Origin of the sequence: Streptomyces viridiviolaceus, assembly GCF_014650995.1 — a bacterium.
GTDB classification, from domain to species: Bacteria; Actinomycetota; Actinomycetes; order Streptomycetales; family Streptomycetaceae; genus Streptomyces; species Streptomyces viridiviolaceus.
Genome location: NZ_BMWA01000018.1, coordinates 31,234 through 51,182, shown reverse-complemented (window position 1 = coordinate 51,182; position 19,949 = coordinate 31,234). Strand labels below are relative to the sequence as shown.

Annotated in this window: 8 protein-coding genes; 1 reads left to right on the top strand and 7 read right to left on the bottom strand. The window is 71.6% G+C overall.

Annotated features, from left to right (window positions below; all coding sequences use genetic code 11):
• Window positions 1-84 precede the first annotated feature (84 nt).
• Complete coding sequence (locus IE260_RS25510) at window positions 85-1,218, top strand: alpha/beta hydrolase-fold protein (protein ID WP_189875774.1); 1,134 nt, start codon at window positions 85-87, stop codon at window positions 1,216-1,218.
• Here IE260_RS25510 and IE260_RS25505 read toward each other — a convergent pair.
• From IE260_RS25505 to IE260_RS25475, 7 genes are all read right to left on the bottom strand, one after another.
• Complete coding sequence (locus tag IE260_RS25505; RefSeq protein ID WP_189875773.1) at window positions 1,194-2,894, bottom strand: ABC transporter ATP-binding protein; 1,701 nt, start codon at window positions 2,892-2,894, stop codon at window positions 1,194-1,196. The genes IE260_RS25510 and IE260_RS25505 overlap by 25 nt on opposite strands.
• Window positions 2,881-13,797 carry a non-ribosomal peptide synthetase gene (locus IE260_RS25500; protein WP_189875771.1) on the bottom strand — a complete coding sequence of 3,639 codons (10,917 nt, stop codon included), beginning with the start codon at window positions 13,795-13,797 and terminating at the stop codon, window positions 2,881-2,883. Before IE260_RS25500 ends, IE260_RS25505 begins: the two co-directional genes overlap by 14 nt.
• Before the next feature lie 42 nt (window positions 13,798-13,839).
• The gene (locus tag IE260_RS25495; RefSeq protein ID WP_189875767.1) at window positions 13,840-15,642 is read right to left on the bottom strand and encodes an ABC transporter ATP-binding protein; all 1,803 of its coding nucleotides are present in this window, start codon (window positions 15,640-15,642) and stop codon (window positions 13,840-13,842) included.
• Window positions 15,643-15,688: 46 nt separating this feature from the next.
• Entirely contained in the window at window positions 15,689-16,747 is a 1,059-nt protein-coding gene (locus IE260_RS25490; RefSeq protein ID WP_189875765.1) for an iron-siderophore ABC transporter substrate-binding protein, read from the bottom strand.
• A 91-nt stretch (window positions 16,748-16,838) separates the two neighbouring features.
• Window positions 16,839-17,696 (bottom strand): ABC transporter ATP-binding protein, encoded by an 858-nt coding sequence (locus IE260_RS25485; RefSeq protein WP_189875763.1) that lies wholly within the window; start codon window positions 17,694-17,696, stop codon window positions 16,839-16,841.
• 39 nt (window positions 17,697-17,735) lie between these two features.
• The gene (locus IE260_RS25480) at window positions 17,736-18,797 is read right to left on the bottom strand and encodes a FecCD family ABC transporter permease (RefSeq protein ID WP_189875761.1); all 1,062 of its coding nucleotides are present in this window, start codon (window positions 18,795-18,797) and stop codon (window positions 17,736-17,738) included.
• Window positions 18,794-19,852, bottom strand: a complete 1,059-nt coding sequence (locus IE260_RS25475; protein WP_189875760.1) for a FecCD family ABC transporter permease — start codon at window positions 19,850-19,852, stop codon at window positions 18,794-18,796. Before IE260_RS25475 ends, IE260_RS25480 begins: the two co-directional genes overlap by 4 nt.
• Window positions 19,853-19,949: the final 97 nt, after the last annotated feature.

The following is a 19,949-nucleotide window of genomic DNA, read 5'->3' as shown; positions in this document are numbered from 1 at the left end:
CTCCCGGGAACGCCAAGATTAGGTTAGCCTTGCCTAATTGGAATGAGCCTAGCTTTTCCCCTTCCCCCTCACAAGGAGACGTTCATGCGGGGCCTTGCGGCCGACGGGGAGACCGCCTTCGCCGCGTTCGGCCTGCCCGGCACACCCGGCACCGACGAGTTCTGGGCGGCGGCGGGGACACCCGCCTCGATACCTGCCGACGACGGCGGTTGGGTGACCTTGTTCCTGTGGCGCGGGTCCGAGGCGAGCATCGCCTTCGAGAGCTGGTCGGAGCCCGTGTCCCTGCGCCGGTGGGGCGGCACGGACTGCTGGTACGCCGAGGTGCGCATGCCCGAACGGCTGCGGGTGACCTACCGGTTCGTCGTCGGGGACGCGGCGTACGCCGACCCGTTCAACCCGGTCGGTGCGGGCGGTGACCGGTCCATCGCCGCGACCCCGGACGCCCCGGCCCAGCCGCACTGGCCCGTCCTGGGCGCCGATGCCGTCCTGCCCCTTCCGCGCACCCGGATCCGCTGGGCCAGTGAACGGCTCGGTGGGCGGCGTACCGTCCGGGTCCATCCGGCGGGTGGCGGCGGACCGGTGGTCCTGCTGCTCGACGGGGACGACTGGCTGTATCTGCACCCGGCCATGACCGCGTTCGACTCGGCCGTGGCGAGTGGCGAGATGCCCGCCGTCACACTGGTCTTCGTTCCGGCCAAGGACCGGCAGGCCGAGTTCGCGTGCAGGCCCGGCCTGTGGAGGGCGGTCCGGGACGAACTGCTGCCGCTGGTGGCGGAATCCGGCGTACGCGCCGACCAGGACCGGCTGGTGGTCGCCGGGCAGAGTCTCGGCGGGCTGAGCGCGCTGTATGCGGCACTGGAGTTCCCGGAGCTGGTGTCCCGGGTCGCCTGCCAGTCGGGGGCGTTCTGGTGGACACCGGAAGCCATGGACCTGGCGGACCCGCTGGGCGGCCCGGTCGGCGGTGCGATCGCCGAGCGCCTGCGGGAGCCCGCCGGCCTGTCCGGTCTGCGGGTCGCCTTCGATGTGGGGGAACACGAGACGCGGATGCTCCCCCACTGCGAGCTCGCCGAGAGCCTGGCCGAACGGGCCGGTGCGACCGTGCGGGTTTCGCGGTCGGCGTCGGGCCACGACCGGGCGGGCTGGCGGCACGCCCTCCTCAGGGATGTCGCCTGGGCCCTCGGTCAGCAGTCGCATCACCGGGCCACGGCCAGGCAGTAGTCCTCGTCGGTGGCGAGGAGGTTGCGGTGGGTGTCCTCGGCGGCGATGACTCCCCCGTCCAGTACGAGGACACGGTCGGCGGCGTCCAGGAGGGCCGGGCTGCTGGTGATCACGAGGGTGGTGCGGCCCCGGCGCAGCTCCGCGATGTTGCGCGCGATGAGCTGTTCGGTGACCGCGTCGACGGCTGTCGTCGGGTCGTGCAGGACGAGGACGTCGGTGTCGGCGGCCAGGGCGCGGGCCAGGGACAGCCGTTGGCGCTGCCCTCCGGAAAGGTTCGCGCCGCGGTCGCGGACGCCGTAGTCGAGTCCTTCGCGGTGGAGGGCGACGACGTCGGTCAGCATGGACGCCTCGACGGCCTCGGGGACCATGCGGCTGGTGCCCGGCGGGTCGATGTTGGTGCGGAGGGTGCCCGCGAAGATCTCCCCGTCGTACGGGTTCACCAGCATGTGCTCGCGCACCGCCTCGATGGACAGATCGGCGAGTTCCTGCCCGCCGAGCCGCACCACGCCCTCGTACGCGTCGGGCGGGACGTTCACGGCCAGGATCGACGCGAGGTCGGCCGCCGCGCGCGGCTGGTAGGCGGTGACGGCCACGAACTCGCCGGCGCTCACCTGGAATCTCAGCTTGCGCAGCGTCCCGTACCGGACGCAGTCGATCTCGAGGTCCGGGCCCGCGGCCGGGCGCTGCGGGCCCGGGGTCATCACCGGCGGCGCGGCCAGTACCAGCGCCATCCGCGCGGCCGACGCGCGCGCGATCATCACGTACTTCGGCATCTCCGAGAACAGCTTGAGCGGTTCCATGATGAACTGCGCCAGCCCGACGGCCATGACGAGTTCCCCGATGCTGATCCGGCTGTTGAACGCCAGCCAGCCCGCCATCAGGGTCACGGCGCCGGCGAGGACCGCGTTGAGGGCCAGCGCGGTGCCCGCATAGGCGCCGTTCACCTTGGCGACGGTGATCGCCTGGAGCTTCGCCTCCGTACTGACCTTCCGGTAGGAGCGGAACGCCGCGTGGTTGCCGCCGAACCCGTGCAGCGGGCGCAGGCCGGTGATGAGGTCGGCGACCTTCGCGCCCGCCCGCGCCACCCGGGCCTGGTGTTCCTGGGTACTGGTGCCGATCCGCCCGGACAGCACGCTCAGGATCGAGAGGATCGCGACAGTTCCCGCGATCACCAGCAGGCCGAGCCGGACGTCGGCCAGGCCCAGGGCGGCCGCCGCGACCACCACCGCGACCAGCGAGCTGATCAGCAGCGGCACCACCTCGATGATGTCGGCGGTCTGGTCGGCGTCCTCGGTGGCGATGGCCAGCACCTCGCCGGACCTGAGGTCGGCGTCCCTGGCCACCGGCTGGAGTCCGCAGGCCGCCACCCGCACCCGCCAGCGGTGTGCCTCGGTGGTGTTGGCCTTCTGCAGGATCCTCATCCCGAACCGCCAGGACAGCGACACGGTCGTGACGATCACGGCCAGCGCGGCGATGGACAGGCCGAGCGCGCCGAGGCTCCGGTCGCGCATCGTGTGCTCGACGATCAGGCCGAGCGCGATGGGGAAGGCGGTCTCCCCCGCCTGGTACAGGCCCATGAGGACGGTGCCCCAGACCATGGCGCCGATGTTGCGGCGCAGTGCGGTCCCAAGGATGCCGGACCCCGGACGGGGCCGCTGCGTGTCAGGAGTTGTCATCGAGGTGGCGGGCAATCGCTTCGGGGGTTCGCAGGGTGAACAGGTCTCGGATGGTGATCACAGGGCCGTACTCACGGCGGAGCAGGCCGACCAGCCGCACCGCCAGCATGGAGTGTCCTCCGAGGGACACGAAGTCGCTCACCGCGCTCACCTCGTCGTCGTCCAGGTCCAGTGCCTCGGCGTACAACTCGCACACCACGGTCTCGGTCCCGGTCCGAGGGCCGCGCTCCCCCGCCGTGGTCAGCGCGCCCAGCGGCTTGGCCTCCGGCAACGCCTTCGTGTCGGCCTTCCCGTTCACGGTCAGCGGGATGCTGTCGACCTGGGCGTAGTGCGTGGGGCGCAGGAAGTCCGGGAGCCCGGCGCCCACTTCGGCGGCGACCGTGGCCAGGTCCGCCCCGTCCAGGACCAGATAGGCGGCCAGCCGGTAGGCCCCGTCGACCTGCGGGTCCGGTTGGGCGACGGCGGCGGCGAACCGCACCGCCGGGTGCGCCGCGAACACGGCCTCGACCTCGCCCGGTTCGACCCGGTGCCCCCGGATCTTCACCTGCTGGTCCGTGCGGCCCAGGTACATCAGGTTCCCGTCAGGGCGACGGACCACCAGGTCCCCGGTGCGGTACATGCGCTCGCCCGGTTCGCCGAACGGACACGCCACGAACCGGTGCGCGGTCTGCGCGGGCTGCCCGAGATAGCCGCGCGCGATGCCGATGCCGGACACGTACAGCTCGCCGGGAACTCCGTCCGGCAGCGGCCTCAGCCACGGATCCAGCACGTACACGTCGGTGTTGTCGATCGGCACACCCACCACCGGGTCCTGGCACTCGAAGGTGCCGACGCCGAGGGTGTTGATGGTGTACTCGGTGGGCCCGTACAGGTTGTAGCCCACCGTCCCCTCGGTCTCGGCGAGCCGCTGCCACAGCGCCGGGGTCACGGCCTCGCCGCCCAGCAGCACCAGGGCCGGCCGCCGTGCCGGGTTGTCGAGCAGGCCCTCGGCCACGAGTTGCTGGGCGTAGGTCGGGGTCACGTTGACGACGTCGATCGCGTGCTCGAGGCAGTACTCGACCAGGCGGGGCGCGTCGCGGCGCAATTCCTCGTCGCAGATGTGCACCTGGTGGCCGTCGGCGAGCCACAGCAGTTCCTCCCACGACATGTCGAACGCGAACGACACGGTGTGCGCGATCCGGAACATCCGGTGGCCGTGCTCGGCCAGCACCGGCTCGAAGATCCGGCGCTGATGGTTGATCAGCATGTTGGTGAGCCCGGCGTATTCGGTCACCACCCCCTTGGGTTTCCCGGTCGATCCGGAGGTGTAGATCGTGTACGCGGGATGCCGCAGGCGGTTCGGGTCGTCCGGCGCGAACGTCGGATACGGCTCGGCCTCGGGCAGCGGGCGGTCGAGTTCGATCAGGTCGCCGGTCAGCGAGGCCAGCCGCGGGGAGACGGCGCTCACGGTGAGGATCACGTCCGGGTGGGCGTCGTCGACGATCGAGGCGAGCCGCTCGTCCGGGTGGTCCAGTTCCAGTGGCACGTACGCGGCGCCGACGCGCAGCACGGCGAACAACGCGACGATCGAGTCGACAGAGCGCGGGATCGCCAGACCCACGGTCGTCTCGGGGCCGATGCCGCGCCGGGCGAGCACGCCCGCCACCGCGCGGCTGCGGTCCCGCAGCCGGGCGAAGGTCATGGTGGAGCCACGGGCGACGAGCGCCACCCGCTGCGGTTCCCGGTCCGCCGCCCGGTCGAACCGGTCGACCACGGTGTCCGTGCCCACGTCCGTGCGCCCGGCGGGCTCGGGCTCCGGTCCCAGGCCCCGCAGCGCGCCCACCGGCCCGGTCGACCGGGCCAGGTCTTCGAGCATGCGCAGGTAGTCGTCGAGGAGACGGCGGGCGTTGTCGGTGTCGCCGTCGCGGTACTCCAGCTTGACCGTGAACCGGTCGCCGGGCGTGACGACCCACGTGAACGGGTAGTGGGTGGAGTCGTCGGCCTTCACCGAGGTGATGCCGTGCCGGGCGTTCATCTCGGCGAACGCGTCCCTGTCCAGGAAGTTCTGGAGCACGAACAGGTTGTCGAACAGGGTGTCGTGGCCGCCGGCCCGCTGGATCTCGCCGAGGCCCAGGTGCTCGTGCTCCATCGCCTCGACCCTGGCCGCCTGCACTGCCGACAGGTACCCGCGAACGGTGTCGCCCGGCCGTGCCCGCGTCCACATGGGCACGGTGTTGAGCAGTACGCCGACGATGCCGGACAGTCCCTCGCCCTCGCGGCCGGAGACGGTCACGCCGAACACGGCGTCGCTCCGGCCCGTGCGGGCGGCCAGCAGGAGGCCGAACGCGCCGGTCAGCACGGTGTTCAGCGTGACGCCGTGCGCCCTGGCCGCTTCTCGCAGCAGGTCCGATCGTTCGGCGGACAGCGTGTCCACGAGGGCACGCGGCAGGCCGTCCGAGAGGGCCGGCGCCGGTCCGGCGAGCAGGGTCGGGCCGGGTACGCCGGCCAAGTGCTGCGCCCAGAAGCGTTCCGATGCGGCGGGGTCCTTGGCGTCGAGCGCCCGGGCGTAGTCCTCGAAGCTCGGTGTGGCGGGGGCGGCTTGCCGTGCCTCGCCCGCCACGACTGCCTGATAGGCGTCGAACAGGTCCCGCAGCACGATCTCGCGCGACCAGCCGTCCCACAGCAGCAGGTGGTAGCTCAGCAGCAGGCCGTCGCGGTCGTCGGGCAGACGTACCACGGTCAGCCGGATCAGCGGCGGCTCGCCCGGGTCGAATCCCGTCTCGCGGTCCTGGGCGCGCAGGGCGTCGACGTCCGCCTCCGCCGACGCAGCGACCGTACGGACGTCGACCCGCCGGCCCGCCTTGAGGACCTGGACCGGGTTTCCGTCGTCGTCCGTGGTGAAGCCGGCGCCCACGACCGGGTGCCGCGCGATCACGTACGCCATCGCCTCGGCCAGCGCGCCGGTGTCCAGGCGCCGGTCGAAGGTGAACCAGCTCTGCGCGACGTAGTGTCCGGCCGGACCGGCCATCTGGGCCTGGAAGAACAGGCCCCGCTGGAGCGGAGTGACCGGCGCCGTGCGCTCGGCCGTCGCGGCGGCGTCCGCGATGCGTTCCAGTGCGCTCAGCCAGTGCTCGGTGAGCTCGTCGGGGATGCCCTCGGCGAGGGTGAACGCGGCGTGCAGGCTCCCGGTGGCCTCGTCGAGCCACGCGTTGACCTCGACGGCGTACGGGCTGCCCTGATCGCCGCCGGTGATGTGCAGCGCCTGGGACTCGCTGCCCCGGCCGAGGTAGTTGAACAGCACCTGCGGGCGGGCGTTCAGCAGCGGGGTCGTCTGCGGGTTGAGGTACCGGAGCCGGCCGTAGGCGACGTGCCCGCGCTCGTCCGGCTGGCGTTCGGCGATCTCGTGCGCCGCCGCGACGGGGTCGGTGTGGGCCGTGAGTCGCACGGGCGCGATGGAGGTGAACCAGCCGACCGTGCGCGTGTAGTCGTGGTGTTCCAGGACCGGGGCCCGGCCGTGCCGCTCCAGGTCGATCGCGAGATCGGTGGGCGACGGCTGGATGTGTGTCAGCGCGGTGCGCAGCGCGCCGCACAGCAACTCGGTGGGACCGACGCGGAGTGCGGCGGGCGCGGTGCGCGTCACGCGGTCGCTCACGTCGGGCGCGAGCGCGACCGTGGTCTCGCGCAGCTCTTCGACCGCGGGCAGCAGCGCGGGCGCCCGGAGCGTGGTGATCCAGTGCCCGAGGTCGTCGACCGCCCGGGCTGCCTGGAGCGTCAGGGCTTCGGCGTACTCGGCGTACGAGGTGGTCGGCGGTGTCAGGGTCTGCCCGCGCAGGGCGGCGGCCAGATCGTCCAGCAGGACCAGCCAGGAGACCGAGTCGACGGCGAGGTGGTGCACGGTGACCACCAGGGTCCGGCTCGCCTCCAGCCACGAGAACGCGATGACGTCCCCGGACTCGGGATCGAGCCGTCCGGCGGCCTCGTTCGCCGCCGCTGTCGCATCGGTCGTCTCCGGCCGGACGACGGTGACCGCGCGGGCGGGTTCGGTGCGCAGTGCCCACACGCCGTGCTCGGCACGCAGCCGCAACCGGAGGGCCGGATGCGCGGCCACAACGGCGTTCGCGGCGCGCTCGACGTCGGCGATCCCGGCGCCCCCGGGGGCCACCAGCGTCCTGGCCTGGGCGAACCGGGCGAGCGATCCGCCCAGTTCCCGCTGGCGCAGGATGATCGGTGTCGGCGTCAGCGGGCCGTCCTCGCCGCGGGCGGGAGCCGGCGCTGCCGCGGCCTGTGGTGTACTCGCACCCACATGCTCGGCGAGCGCGCGGGGGGTCCGGAGCAGGAACACGTCCCGGGGCGCGATCCGCAGGCCGAGCGCCCGGGCCCGGTTGATCACGGTGATGGCGACGATGCTGTCGCCCCCGGCCCTGAAGAAGTCGGTGTCACCGTGCACGTCGCGGCCGGGCAGTGTCTCGGCGAAGATGCCGATCAGCGCGGCGAGGGCGGAGTCACTGCTGCCCGGGGTGCCGGCCACCGGAGTGTCGTCCTGTGCGGCCCGCTCGATCAGGGCCTTGCGGTCCAGCTTGCCGTTGACCGTCAGTGGCAGGGCGTCGACCGGCAGCACCCGGCCCGGCACCATGTGCACGGGCAGCTTGGCGGCCAGGAGGTCGGCGCAGTCGCCGGGCACCCGGCCCACGACGTGCGCGACCAGGTGGTCGCCGCTGTCCGCCACGGTGACGGCGACGTCGACCACACCGTCGAGTTCCCTGATCGCGGACTCGACCTCGCCCAACTCGACCCGGAATCCCTTGAGCTGGATCTGGTCGTCGGCGCGGCCGGTGAACTCCAGCTCGCCGTCGAGGGTGCGGCGGGCGAGGTCGCCCGTGTGGTACATGCGTGAGCCGCCGCCCGCGAACGGGTCCGCCACGAACCGGCTTGAGGTGAGCCCCGGCCTGCCCAGGTAGCCGAGCGACACCTGGTCGCCTGCGACGTAGATGGCGCCCACCCGGCCCGGCGGCACCGGTCGGAGCCGGTCGTCGAGCAGGTAGGTGACCAGGCCGGGTATCGGACCACCGATCGGGCTGGCGTCGTCGCCGAGGGCGAAGTCCTCGTCGGTCAGCACCCGGTGGGTGACGTGGACGGTGGTCTCGGTGATGCCGTACATGTTGACCAGCTCGGGCGAGGCGGTGCCGTGCCGTTCGACCCAGCCGCTCAGCCGCCCGAGGTCCAGCGTCTCGCCTCCGAGGATGATCCGGCGCAGTGCGGGCAGCGGCTCGCCGGCATGCCGGTCGGCCTCGATGAACTGGTAGAACGCCGACGGCGTCTGGTTGAGCACGGTCACTGCGTGCTCGCGGACCAGCCGGTGGAAGTCGACCGGGGAGCGGGTCAGCCCGTACTCCGGCACCAGCAGCTCACCGCCGTACGCCAGGGCGCCCCACAGCTCCCAGACCGCGAAGTCGAAGGAGAAGGAGTGGAACTGGACCCACACGTCGTGCGGGCCGAAGCCCATGTCGGGCTGGGTGTTCGCGAGCAGCGCGACCACGCTGGAGTGCGGGACGACGACCCCCTTGGGCCGGCCGGTCGATCCGGACGTGTAGATCACGTACGCGGGATCGTGCCGGCCGGCCTCACGCTCGGGCCCGGTGGTGGCCATCGGCAGTTCGTCGCCCTGGACGAGCAGGCGGGCCGGCACGCCCGCCCGGGCCAGCAGCCGCGTGAAGCGGTCCCGCTGCTCACGGTCCACGAGGACGACCTGCGGAGCGGCGTCGGTGAGGATGTACTGCAGCCGTTCGTCCGGGTACGCCAGGTCCAGCGGCACGTACGCGCCGCCCGCGCTGACGATCGCGACCAGGGCGACGACCTGCTCGACGGAGCGCGGGACGGCGACGGCGACCCGCTCGCCCGGCCCGACACCGGCCGCGCGCAGGGACGAGGCCAACGCGTCCTTGGTGTGCGCCAGTTCGCCGTACGTCAGTGACCGGGTACCGCCGTCGAGACCGCACTGGGTGACGGCGGTGGCGGCCGGGGCGCGGTGCGCGGCGGCGTCGAACAGTCCGCCCAGGGTCGTCGGGGTGATCGGCGCGGGTTTCCGGGTGCGCTCGGGTGCCAGGGAGTCGACCAGGGCGTCGGGCCGGGTGAGCAGGCCGGTGAGAGTCGTGGTGAAGGTGTGCAGGATCGCCCGGGCGCTCGCCTCCCGCAGCAGCTCGCCGTCGTAGATCAGGTCGAAGCGGGGACGGCCGTCGAGTGAGCGTTCGACGACCAGGGTCAGCGGGTAGTGCGGGGCGCCCTCGTTCACGATGTCGGTGATGACCAGCGTATGGCCGGGCCCTCGCAGAGCGTCCGTATCGGTCGCGACGTCGAAGACCACCAGGGTGTCGAACAGGGGGCCGGCGCCGGCCTGGCGGCCGGTCCTCGCCAGCGAGACATGCTGGTGCGGCAGCACCGCGCTGTGGTGTGCCCGCACCGAGGCGAGGAGGCCTTGCGCGGTGGTCGTGCCGGTCCAACGGGCGCGCACGGGGATCGTGTTGATGAACAGCCCCACCATGTCCTCGATGCCGGGCACGTCGGCGTCGCGTCCGGACACCGTGGAGCCGAACACCACGTCCCTGCTGTGCAGGATGCCGCCCAGTGTCACCGCCCAGGCGCTGTGCACGGCCACGCTCAGCGGCACGCCGGCCGACCGGGCGGCCGCGTCGATGTCGTCGCCCGGCTCCACGGCGGTGTCGGCGAACCGGCCGGACGGGGTGTGTCCCTCGGCGACCAGCGAGGGGCCGGGCAGCTCGGCGAGTTCCTCGCGCCACACCCGGTCGCTCTCGTCGTCGTCGCGTCCGGCGAGCCGGCGTACGTAGTCGGGGAAGCCGCCGATCGGGTACACGGTCCCCGGCGCGTGGTACTCGGCCAGCAGCGCGCGGAGCATCGGCGGCACCGACCAGCCGTCGGCGATGATGTGGTGCACGGTCTGCACCAGGACGCTCCGTCCGGAGCCCGCGCGGATGAGTGTGTACCGCATGAGCGGGCCGGTGGCCAGGTCGAACCCGGCACGGCGGTCCCGCTCGGCGTGGTCGCGTATCTCGTCGTCGGTGATGCCGGGGCGGTCCAGCGTGGTGAAGGGTGCTTCCGTACCGCTCTCCAGCACCGAGACCACACGGCCGTCCGCGAGGGCCACGAACCGCGCGGCCAGGTTCGGGAACAGCGTGAGCAGCCGGGTGGCCGCCGCCGCGAGCCGGCCGGCGTCCACCTCTCCGTCCAGCGTCAGCAGCTGCTGTTCGACGTAGGTTGCCGCCGAATCGTCGTCGAAGACCGAGTGGAAGTACAGGCCCTCTTGCAACGGGGTCAGCGGCAGGACGTCTCGCAGCGCGGGACCGTCCAGGGTGTCGACGTCGGCTTGCGTGAGCGGCACCAGGTTGAAGTCGCTGGGAGAGTGGCCGCCCTGGTCGAGCGCGGCAAGCCCGGCCAGGGCCGCCCGGAAGTACTCGCCGAGGGTCGCGATGTCCTCGTCGGTGAACATCCCGTCGGGCCAGGAGATCGTGGTGACCAGCTGGTACCCGCCGGTCTGGGCGGCGGGTTCGGCGATCGCGTTGAACTCCAGGGGGCGCGGCAGGCTCATGCTCGGGTCGCGCTTCTCGCCCAGCCGGCCAGTGGTGGTGCCCGTGAGTTGCCAGTCCCCGGACCCGCCCGTGTCGAAGCGGCCCAGGTAGTTGAACAGGACCTGAGGTGCGGGCGCGTCGAACCCGGTGTGGGTCAGGTAGCGCAGGGCACCGTAGGAGACGCCGTTGTCCGGCACCTGGGCGAGGTCTTCCTTGACCGCCTTGAGTGCGGCGGCCAGGTATGCGGGTGCGGTGAAGTCGGGTGCCGCGCCGGGGTCGACGGTCACCGGGAAGAGGGTGGTGAACCAGCCCACGGTCCGGGAGAGTTCGGGCTCGAGACCGGCGGAGCCCGCGACGAACTCTCCTTCGCGGCCGTGACCCTCGAGTTCGATGTGCGCGAACGTCTGGTCCTGCCCGAGGTGGCGGCGCCACCGGGCGAGGGTGACGGCGAGAGCGGTGATCAGTACGTCGTTGACGCCCGCGTGGAACTTCGCGGGTATGTCGCCGAGCAGCGCGGCCGTGACGTCGGGGCCGACCGATACGGTCCGCAGTCGCTCGCCGGCGACGGTGTCGGCTTCGGACAGCTCGCGCCTGCCCACCGGTTGGTCCGCTCCCGGCAGGGGACGCCGGTAGTAGGAACTGTCGGCGTCGAACGCCGCGCGCTCCAGCATCTGCGTCCAGCGCCGGAACGACGTGCCCACCTCGGGCAGCGCGACGGGCTCGCCGGAGGCGAACTGCCGCCAGGCCGTGGCCAGGTCGTCCATCAGGATCCGCCAGGACACGCCGTCGATCACCACGTGGTGGGCGACCAGGACCAGCTGGCGTGCCTCGCGCCGCCAGACGGCACGCAGCATCACGCCGTCCGCCGGGTCCAGCCCTTCGGTGGCGAGCGCGACACACTCGTCGAGCGGCCGGTCGCTCTCCTGCCACCCCACAGCGGCTGCCTGGTCCGCCTCCGGGATGTCGAAGCTCCAGCGGTCGCCGCGCACCAGCGTGGCGCGCAGCATGGCGTGCCGCCGGACCACGGCGGTGAGGATCACCTCGAGCGCGTCGGCGGTCAGGTCAGCCGGAGTGTTCAGCACCACCGACTGCACGAATCCGTCGATCGCGTCCGTGGTCTCGCCGAGCCACTGCACGATCGGCGATCCCACGATGGGACCGGTCGCGACATCGCGGTGGTCCACCGTGGAGACGACTTCGCGGCTTGCCACCGCCGCCAGCGCCCCCACGGTGGCGTTGGTGAAGATCTGCCGTGCCGTGACGTGGAGGCCCGCGTCGCGCAGCGCGCTCAGCAGCGAGATCGCCAGGATGCTGTCTCCGCCGAGCTGGAAGAAGTCCTGGTCGACACCGACTTCGTCGAGCCGCAGCACGGCGGCGACCGCCGCGCACACCGCGCGCTCGTTGTCGGTGGTGGGCGCGACGATCGCGCCCGTCCCGACGGCGGGCTCCGGCAACGCGTTCCGGTCGAGCTTGCCGTTCGCGGTGAGCGGGAACTTCGTCATCACGACGACATGGGCGGGCACCATGTACTCCACCATGTGCTTGGTGGCCCACGCCTTGACCTCGTCCGCGTGCAGGTCCTCGCTCCCGGCGGCCGGGATCACGTACCCCACCAGGTAGGTGCCGCCCGCCGCGTTCTTCTTCGCGACGACGCAGGTGTGCCGTACGCCGGGGTGCTCCGCGAGGCCGGCCTCGACGTCCTCGATCTCCAGCCGCATGCCGCGGATCTTGATCTGGTTGTCGGCGCGGCCGAGGAAGTCCAGCGATCCGTCCGGGGCGAACCGTGCGAGGTCACCGGTCCGGTACAGCCGGGAGCCGTCGTTCGCGAAGGGGTTGGCGACGAACCGGGACGCCGTCAGTCCGGGCGCGTTGACGTACCCGCGCCCCAGGAGGAATCCGCCCACGTACAGTTCACCGCCGACCCCGGCCGGGACCGGGCGCAGTTCGTCGTCCAGCACGTACAGCTGGGTGTTGGGGTTGGCCTTGCCGATCGACGTCGACAGGCGTTCCGCGGCGCTTTGGTAGATGACGTGCGAGACACCGATCGTCGTCTCGGCCGGGCCGTAGCCGTGGTACATGGGGATGTCGAGTTTGGTGCGGAACCGCTCGTACAGTTCCGGGGTCAGGACCTCGCCGCCGCACCACACGTGCCGCAGGCTGTCCAGCCGTCCGGAGTCGCCCGCGATCTCCAGCAGCACGTCCAGCATGGACGACACCAGGTAGGTGAAGGTGACGCGCTGCCCGGCGATCACGCTCAGCAGGTGGTGCGGGTCGCGTTCGCCGCCGGGCCGCAGGACCACCAGCCTGGCGCCGGACACCAGTGGCAGGAATATCTCGTTGATGGAGATGTCGAAGGACAGCGGGGCCTTGAACAGCGACGCGTCGTCGTGCCCGAAGCTGAGGATCTCATCGACCTGCCACAGCAGGCGCTCGCTGATCGCCTCGTGCCGGATCATCGCGCCCTTGGGCCGCCCGGTCGAACCGGACGTGAAGATCACGTAGGCGAGGGCGTCGCCGAGGACGGTGACCCCGGTCCCCTCGGCGGAGCAGGAGCCGTACCGCCAGTCTCCGAGGTCGACCGCCACGGCTTGCGGTTCACTCGGGTCGTGCTCGCCCGAGCCGTTGAGCTGCACCACGACCCGGGCGTCTTCGATGACGACGGCTCGCCGCTCGGCCGGCCACTGCGGATCGAGCGGGACGAACGCGCCCCCCGCCTGGAGCACGGCGAGCAGTGCGATCACCATGTCGGCGCTGCGGTCCAGTGAGATGCCGACGACCTGTTCGGGGCCGAGTCCACGTGCGATCAGATGGTGTGCCAACTGGCTGGACAGCCGGGCTGCCTGACGGTAGGTCAGCGAGCGGTTCTCGTCGGTGACGGCGACGGCGTCCGGCCTGGTCCGCGCCTGCTCGCGGAACATCTCCACGATGGTCGGGCGGGCCCGGTCGGCCCTGGTGTCGTTCCACTCGGCCAGGGTCTGGAGCCTTGCCGCCATGCCGGACGGGCCGATGGTGCCGATGGGCCGGTCGGGGAAGTCGGCCAGGTCGTCCAGCGCGAGCTGGGCGTCGGCCGGCACGACGCCTTCCGGGACGGTGATGCTCCGGCCGTCCGCGCCGATCTCCCAACCTCCGTGCGCTGCACCGCCGTTGTCGACCCATCCGAGGACGTCGGCGAACAGCGTGCCCGGGGTGAGGTCGATGCCGTCGGGGCTCAGGCCCGTCGCCCAGTACGACAGCCCGATGGCGCACGCTTCGACGACGGTCCTGTCGGAGTGGTCGCCGATGCGGCGGCGTACGCCGGCCAGGCGCGCGGGAGAAAGCTGTATGAGACGAGCGTTCGGTTCCATCGACGACTCAACGCCCCTTCCGAACATGAAAGTTGACCGGAGCTAACTCAGGGTTTCCTCACTGCCTTCTCGCCAGGCGCGCCACAGTCGCGCGTACCGGCCGCCCAGGGCGACCAGTTCCTCGTGCGTTCCCTGCTCCACGATGCGTCCCGCGTCCAGTACGGCGATCCGGTCCGCCGCCATCGCCTGGGTCAGCCGGTGCGCCACGAACAGGGCGGTCCGGCCCGAGCAGGCGGCCGACACGGCCCGCTCCAGCTCGGCGGCGCCCTCACTGCCCGCCTCCGCGGTGGACTCGTCGAGCACCACCACCGGCGACCGGCGCAGCGCCAGTCGGGCCAGCGCGATCTGGGCGACCTTGGTGACGTCCAGGCGTTCGCCGCCCTCGCCGACCAGGGTGTCCAGCCCGTCGGGCAGTGCCTCGGCCCATTCGCCGGCGCCGACCGTGCGCAGCGCGTCCATCAGCTCGGCGTCCGTCGCCGCCGGTGCGGCCAGCCGCAGGTCGTCGGCGAGCGGACCGGAGAACACGTGCGTCTCCTGCGTCAGGATGCTCACCAGGGCCCGCGCCCCGGCCTCGTCCAGAGCGGCGAGGTCGGTCGGCCCGATGCGCACCGACCCGGCCTGCGGGGTGCCGATGCCCGCGATCAGCGCGGCCAGGGTCGTCTTGCCCGCACCCGTCGCCCCCACCAGCGCCAGCGAACCGCCCGCCGGGATCGTCAGGCTGACGTTGCTGAGGACCGGCGCCTCGGTGCCGGGGTAACTGAACGTCAGCCCTTCCACCGTCACCGGCAGCGGCACGGATCGCGCCGGTGCAACGTCCGGGTCGCCCACCAGTCGTCCTTGTGCGGCCTCCCCCAGAACGCCGACCAGCCGGGTCAGGCTCGCGCCCGACTTCTGCGCCTCGTCGAAGGTGAACATGATCAGGCCCAGCGGGGTGAACAGCCGGTGGAAGAGCAGCGGGGCCGCCGACACCTCGCCCAGGCTGGCGGCACCGGTCTCGAGCAGGGCGTACCCCACCAGAAGGATCAGCACCAGCCCGATGAACTCGGCGCGGTTCTCCCGGCCGACGAACCGGCCGAAGGACCGGAACACCTCGATGCCGAGATTGCGCACCCGCCACGACTCTTCGGTGACCTTCTCGCGAAAGGCGCCTTCGAGGCGGTACGCCCGGACCGTGTCGATCCCGTTCAGACCACTGATCAACGCCTGCGCACGGTCCGCCTGGGCCACCCGCTGCTTGCGGTAGAGCGGGGCGGAGCGCGGGAGGTACCAGCGCAGGGCCAGCGCGTACGCGGGCAGCGCACCGGCGCCCGCCAGGCCGAGCCGCCAGTCCAGTCCGAACATGCCGAACGTGGCGATGGCGACCAGCACTCCCGCCGAGAACACGGTGGGGATGGCCGTACGGATGCCCTTGGAGATGACGGCCACGTCGTCTCCGACCCGCGAGAGCACGTCTCCCCGGCCGACCTGCTCGATCCGTGCGCTCGGCATCCCGAGGACCGCCCGGACGGCGCCTTCGCGCAGCCTCGCGAGCAGATCCGCGCCCAGCCTCCCGATCAGGTACGTCGACACCGCGGTGGCCGCCGCGCCGAGCAGTGCGGCGGCCCCCGTCAGCACCCCGATCGTGACCAGGACCGAACGCGCATCGCCCTCGGCCACGGCGTCGACCACCCTGCCGAGCAGGAGTACGGGGAGCACCTGGAGCGCCGCCCCGGCCACCGTGGTGAGCACGGTGGCGGTCGTCAGCCAGGGCACCTCGCGGCAGTGCGCCGCGACCCATCGGGTGGCCTCGCGGCCGGTCGCCGTGCGCAGGGCGGCCGGGGCGGCCCGGGTGTCGGTCGTGCTCACACCGCGACCTCGGCGGGCCGGGGACGGGACGTGTCGACCGACATCGTCAGCCCGCCGCCGACTTGACGAGTTCGTCGACCGCGTACGGCATGGACAGCAGCGTGCCCTGGGAGATGGCCGCGCCGACCGCCGGGCCCTCGCTGTCCAGCAGGTAGGACACCTTCCCCTTCTTCACGGCGTCCAGGTTGGCGAACAGCTTGAACTTCTTCAGCGCTTGCGTGTCCGCCTCGTCGTTGATGACGAAGATGCGGTCGACGTCGACCAGGTCGATGCGCTCGGGGGAGAGCTTGGTGTAGAAACTGCCGCCCGCGATCTTGTCGATCCCGGTCTGGTACGTGAAGCCGATGCCCGACACCAGCCGTCCACGCACGTCGGTCGAGGTGAACGGCGCCACCGAGTTCTCGTACCAGGACAGCGCGACGGCGGTCTGGTCGGCGAACTCCGGGTGCTCCTTCTTGGCCGCGTCGAGCTTGTCCTGGATGTCCGTCACCATCTTCTCGCCCTCCTCGGCCTTGCCGAGTGCTTTGGCGATGTGCAGCGCGTTGTCCTGCCAGGGCGCGCTGAAGGGCTCCTTCTCGGTCTTGGTACGGCCCACCGTCGGAGCGATCTTGGAGAGCTTGTCGTAGCCGGCCTGGTCGATCTCGGAGTAGACGGCGATGATGAGGTCCGGGCGCAGGGCGGCGATCTTCTCGTAGTTGGGGCCGTTGTCACCGTTCTTCATGACGACCTCGGGCTTGGTGTCGCCCCACTTGTCCTTGACCCAGGGCCACTGGGTGTTGATGTCGGGGCTCCGGCCTGCGGGGTTGGGGTACTGGTCGGTCATGCCGACCGGCTTGACACCGAACGCCAGGACGGACTGGTCGTCCGTGTAGCCGACGGTGACGACCCGCTCCGGGGCCTTGGTGATCTTCGTGGTTCCGAATGCGTGCTCCACAGTGACCGGGAAGGCGCCGGCCGCGGTGGTCGAGGTGGTGTCGCTCGCCTTGTCCGCCGGGTCCGAGTCGGAACCGCATCCTGCGAGGAGGCCGGCGCCGAGCGTTGCGGCGGACAGTACCGCCGCCGGCCGCCGCCATGTCCTCGTACGCGTCGTTCTGTGGAGGAGCATTCGAAGTCTCCTTGCTCTTCGCGCCGTGAGCGCCCCGTCCGAGGGCAGGCAAACCGTATCGCAGGGAGATAAGGCAAGCCTAGCCTAACTTTTATGACTTCGTTGCGGGCTGGGCCAGTTGGACGTGCGTCCGGCCGATCGGCACGACCAGCGGCCGGTCACCCACCGGGTCGTCGATCACCTTGGCGCGCAGTCCGAAAGCCTCGTGCAGCAGCTCGGTGGTGATCACGTCGCGCGGGTGGCCCTGCGCCAGGACCGACCCCTGCCTCATCACGACGAGGTTGTCGCTGTAGCGCGTCGCCAGATTGAGGTCGTGGAGCACCATGACCACCGTGCAGCCCGACTCGTGCAGGTCGTTCACCAGATCGAGCACGTCGATCGCGTGCGCCAGGTCCAGGAAGGTGGTCGGCTCGTCCAGCAGCAGCAGGTCGGTCCCCTGGGCCAGGGTCAGCGAGATCCACACGCGCTGACGCTGCCCGCCGGACAACGTGTCGACCGGACGCTCGGCCAGGTCGGACACCCCCGTCATGGCCAGCGCCCGCTCCACGACGGCGGCGTCGTCCGAGGACCACTGCCGCAGCCAGCTCTGGTGCGGATGGCGGCCCCTGGCGACCAGGTCCGACACCGTCAGCCCCTCCGGCGCCACCGGCGACTGCGGCAGCAGGCCGAGCTTCTTCGCCACGTCCCTGGTCCTGAGCCCGGCGATGTCCTCGCCGTCGAGGACGACCGTCCCCTTGGCCGGTTTGAGCAGCCGCGACAGGGTGCGCAACAGGGTCGACTTCCCACAGCCGTTGGGGCCGATGATCGTGGTGATCACCCCTGGCGGTATCGCCACGTGGAGATCGTCGATGACGGTCCGGGCGCCGTAGCCGACCGTGACACCTCTGGCTGCCAGCCGTGAGGCGTCACCGGCCTCGGTCTTGATCCCGGTGATGGAGTGAGCGACCACGAGGCCCCCCTTGTCTAGGCTTTTCCGACGCTGTAGCAGCTATCTGCGGTTCGCCCGCACCAGCAGATGGACGAGGAAGGGGCCGCCGATCGCCGCGGTGACCACGCCGACCGGGACGCTGACCGGCAGTGCCGTACGTGCGACCAGGTCCGAGCCGGTGAGCAGCAGGGCACCCACCAGGCCGGAGGCCGTCATCGGTGGTGTCGGGCAGCGCGCCAGACGCATCGCCACCTGCGGCGCCACCAGCGCGACGAACGCGACCGGGCCCGCCGCGCTCACCGCCAGGCCGGCCAGCAGGACGGCGCACAGGAGAAGGACCGCCCGCACGGCCGAGTAGCGGACGCCCAGGCCCGCGGCGATGTCGTCGCCGAGGTGCATGGGCTTGAACTGGAACGCGACACACGTGACGACGGCCAGGAGGACGAGCGTGCCCCACAGCGCCACCCGGACCTCGTCCCAGGACCGGTTGTCCAGCGAACCGACCAGCCATGCCTGGGCCTGGGCCACGTCCCGGATGTCGGCTGTGGCCAGCAGCCAGGTCGTGATCGCCTCCATCACGGCGCTCACCGAGATGCCGATGAGAATGAGCCGGAAGCCGTCGATCCCGCGCCGCCAGGCCAGGAAGTACACCAGCAGACCCGTGCAGAGACCGCCCGCGAGCGCCGCCGCGGACAGGCCCACGGAGTCGACGGCCGCCGCGGCGGCGCCTCCCGACACCGTCACCCCGAACACCGCGACCGCGCCGGCGCCCCACGTGATGCCCAGAGTGTCCGGGCTGGCCAGCGGATTGCGCGCGATGGACTGCGTGATCGCCCCCGACACCCCCAGCGCGATGCCCACGACGAGTCCGGCCAGGGCACGCGGCATCCGCAGGTCCATGACGACGAACTCGTCGACGTGCTCGCCCCGGCCGAGGATCGTGGCGATCACCCGGGGCAGGCCGATGGGGAAGTCGCCGACGCCGATGGACAGGCAGAACACCAGGAAGGCCGCCGCCGCCAGCAGGCACGTGACGAACGCGAGCCAGGGCCGCCACACGAACGACACGCCGCCGAGCCGCACGCCCGGCGCCACCGATGGCTTCACGTCCGTCCCGATCATGCGTTCTTGAACTTTCCGCGCCAGACCAGAGCCGCGAAGAACGGGGCTCCGAGGAGGGCGACGAGGACACCCGCGTCCAACTCGCCCGGCCGCACCACCAAGCGCCCCACGATGTCGCAGACCAGCAGGACGACGGCGCCGAGCAGACCCGCGTACGGCACCAGCCAGCGGTAGTCCGGCCCGGTCAGATACCGGGCCACGTGGGCCACCATCAGCCCGAGGAACGCGATGGGGCCGCACGCCGCCGTCGCCGCGCCCGCCAGCAGGGTGATGGCGGCGATGCCGACGGTCCGGCTCCACGCGATGTTCACGCCCAGCCCTCGCGCCACGTCCTCACCCAGGTTCAGCAGATTGACGGCGGGCAGCGTGGCCAGCGCCAGCACCAGCCCGACCGCGATGAACGCGGTCACCGGCCAGATGACGTCGAAGCCGACACCTGCCAAGGAGCCCGCGTTCCAGAACCGCAGCGCGTTCAGCGACTTCCGGTCCGACAGCGCGACCGCCGTGGTCATGGCCGCGAGGAACACCGTGACCCCTTGCCCGGCCAGTGCGAGCGTCAACGGGTTGCCGGCGCCCCGCCCGATGCTCGCCAGCCCGAACACGACGACGCCGGCGGCCCCTGCCCCCAGGAAGGCGAACCAGACGTACTGGAAGGGGTTGGAGAGCCCGAACAGGGCGATCACCGACACCACGGTGAACGAGGCGCCGGAGTTCACCCCCAGCAAGCCCGTGTCGGCGACCGGATTGCGCGTGTACCCCTGGATCAGCGCCCCGCCGACCCCCAGAGCGATGCCCGCCACGATCGCGAGCACCGTCCGGGGCACCCGTACGGTCTGCACGATGAGCCTGATCTCGGTCAGCCGCTGGTCGGAGTCCGCAGCCGCGAACAACCCGTGCCACACCTCGGCGGGACTCAGAGCGCGCGCACCGACGGCCAACGACACCGCCGCCGTGATCACCAGGATCACCACCAGCGCGACCAGACCCCCAACCCGCCGTCGGCGCAGCGGTGTTGTGGCCGTGGCCGCGGGACGCTCAACTGCAGTCGTGCCCATGTGGACGTACGCCATCCCTTTGATCAGTGCCGACGCGCCTGCCCGGTGGAGTTCACCAGGCGGGCGCGGTCATGGAGCGGGGGCCGAGACGGTGGGC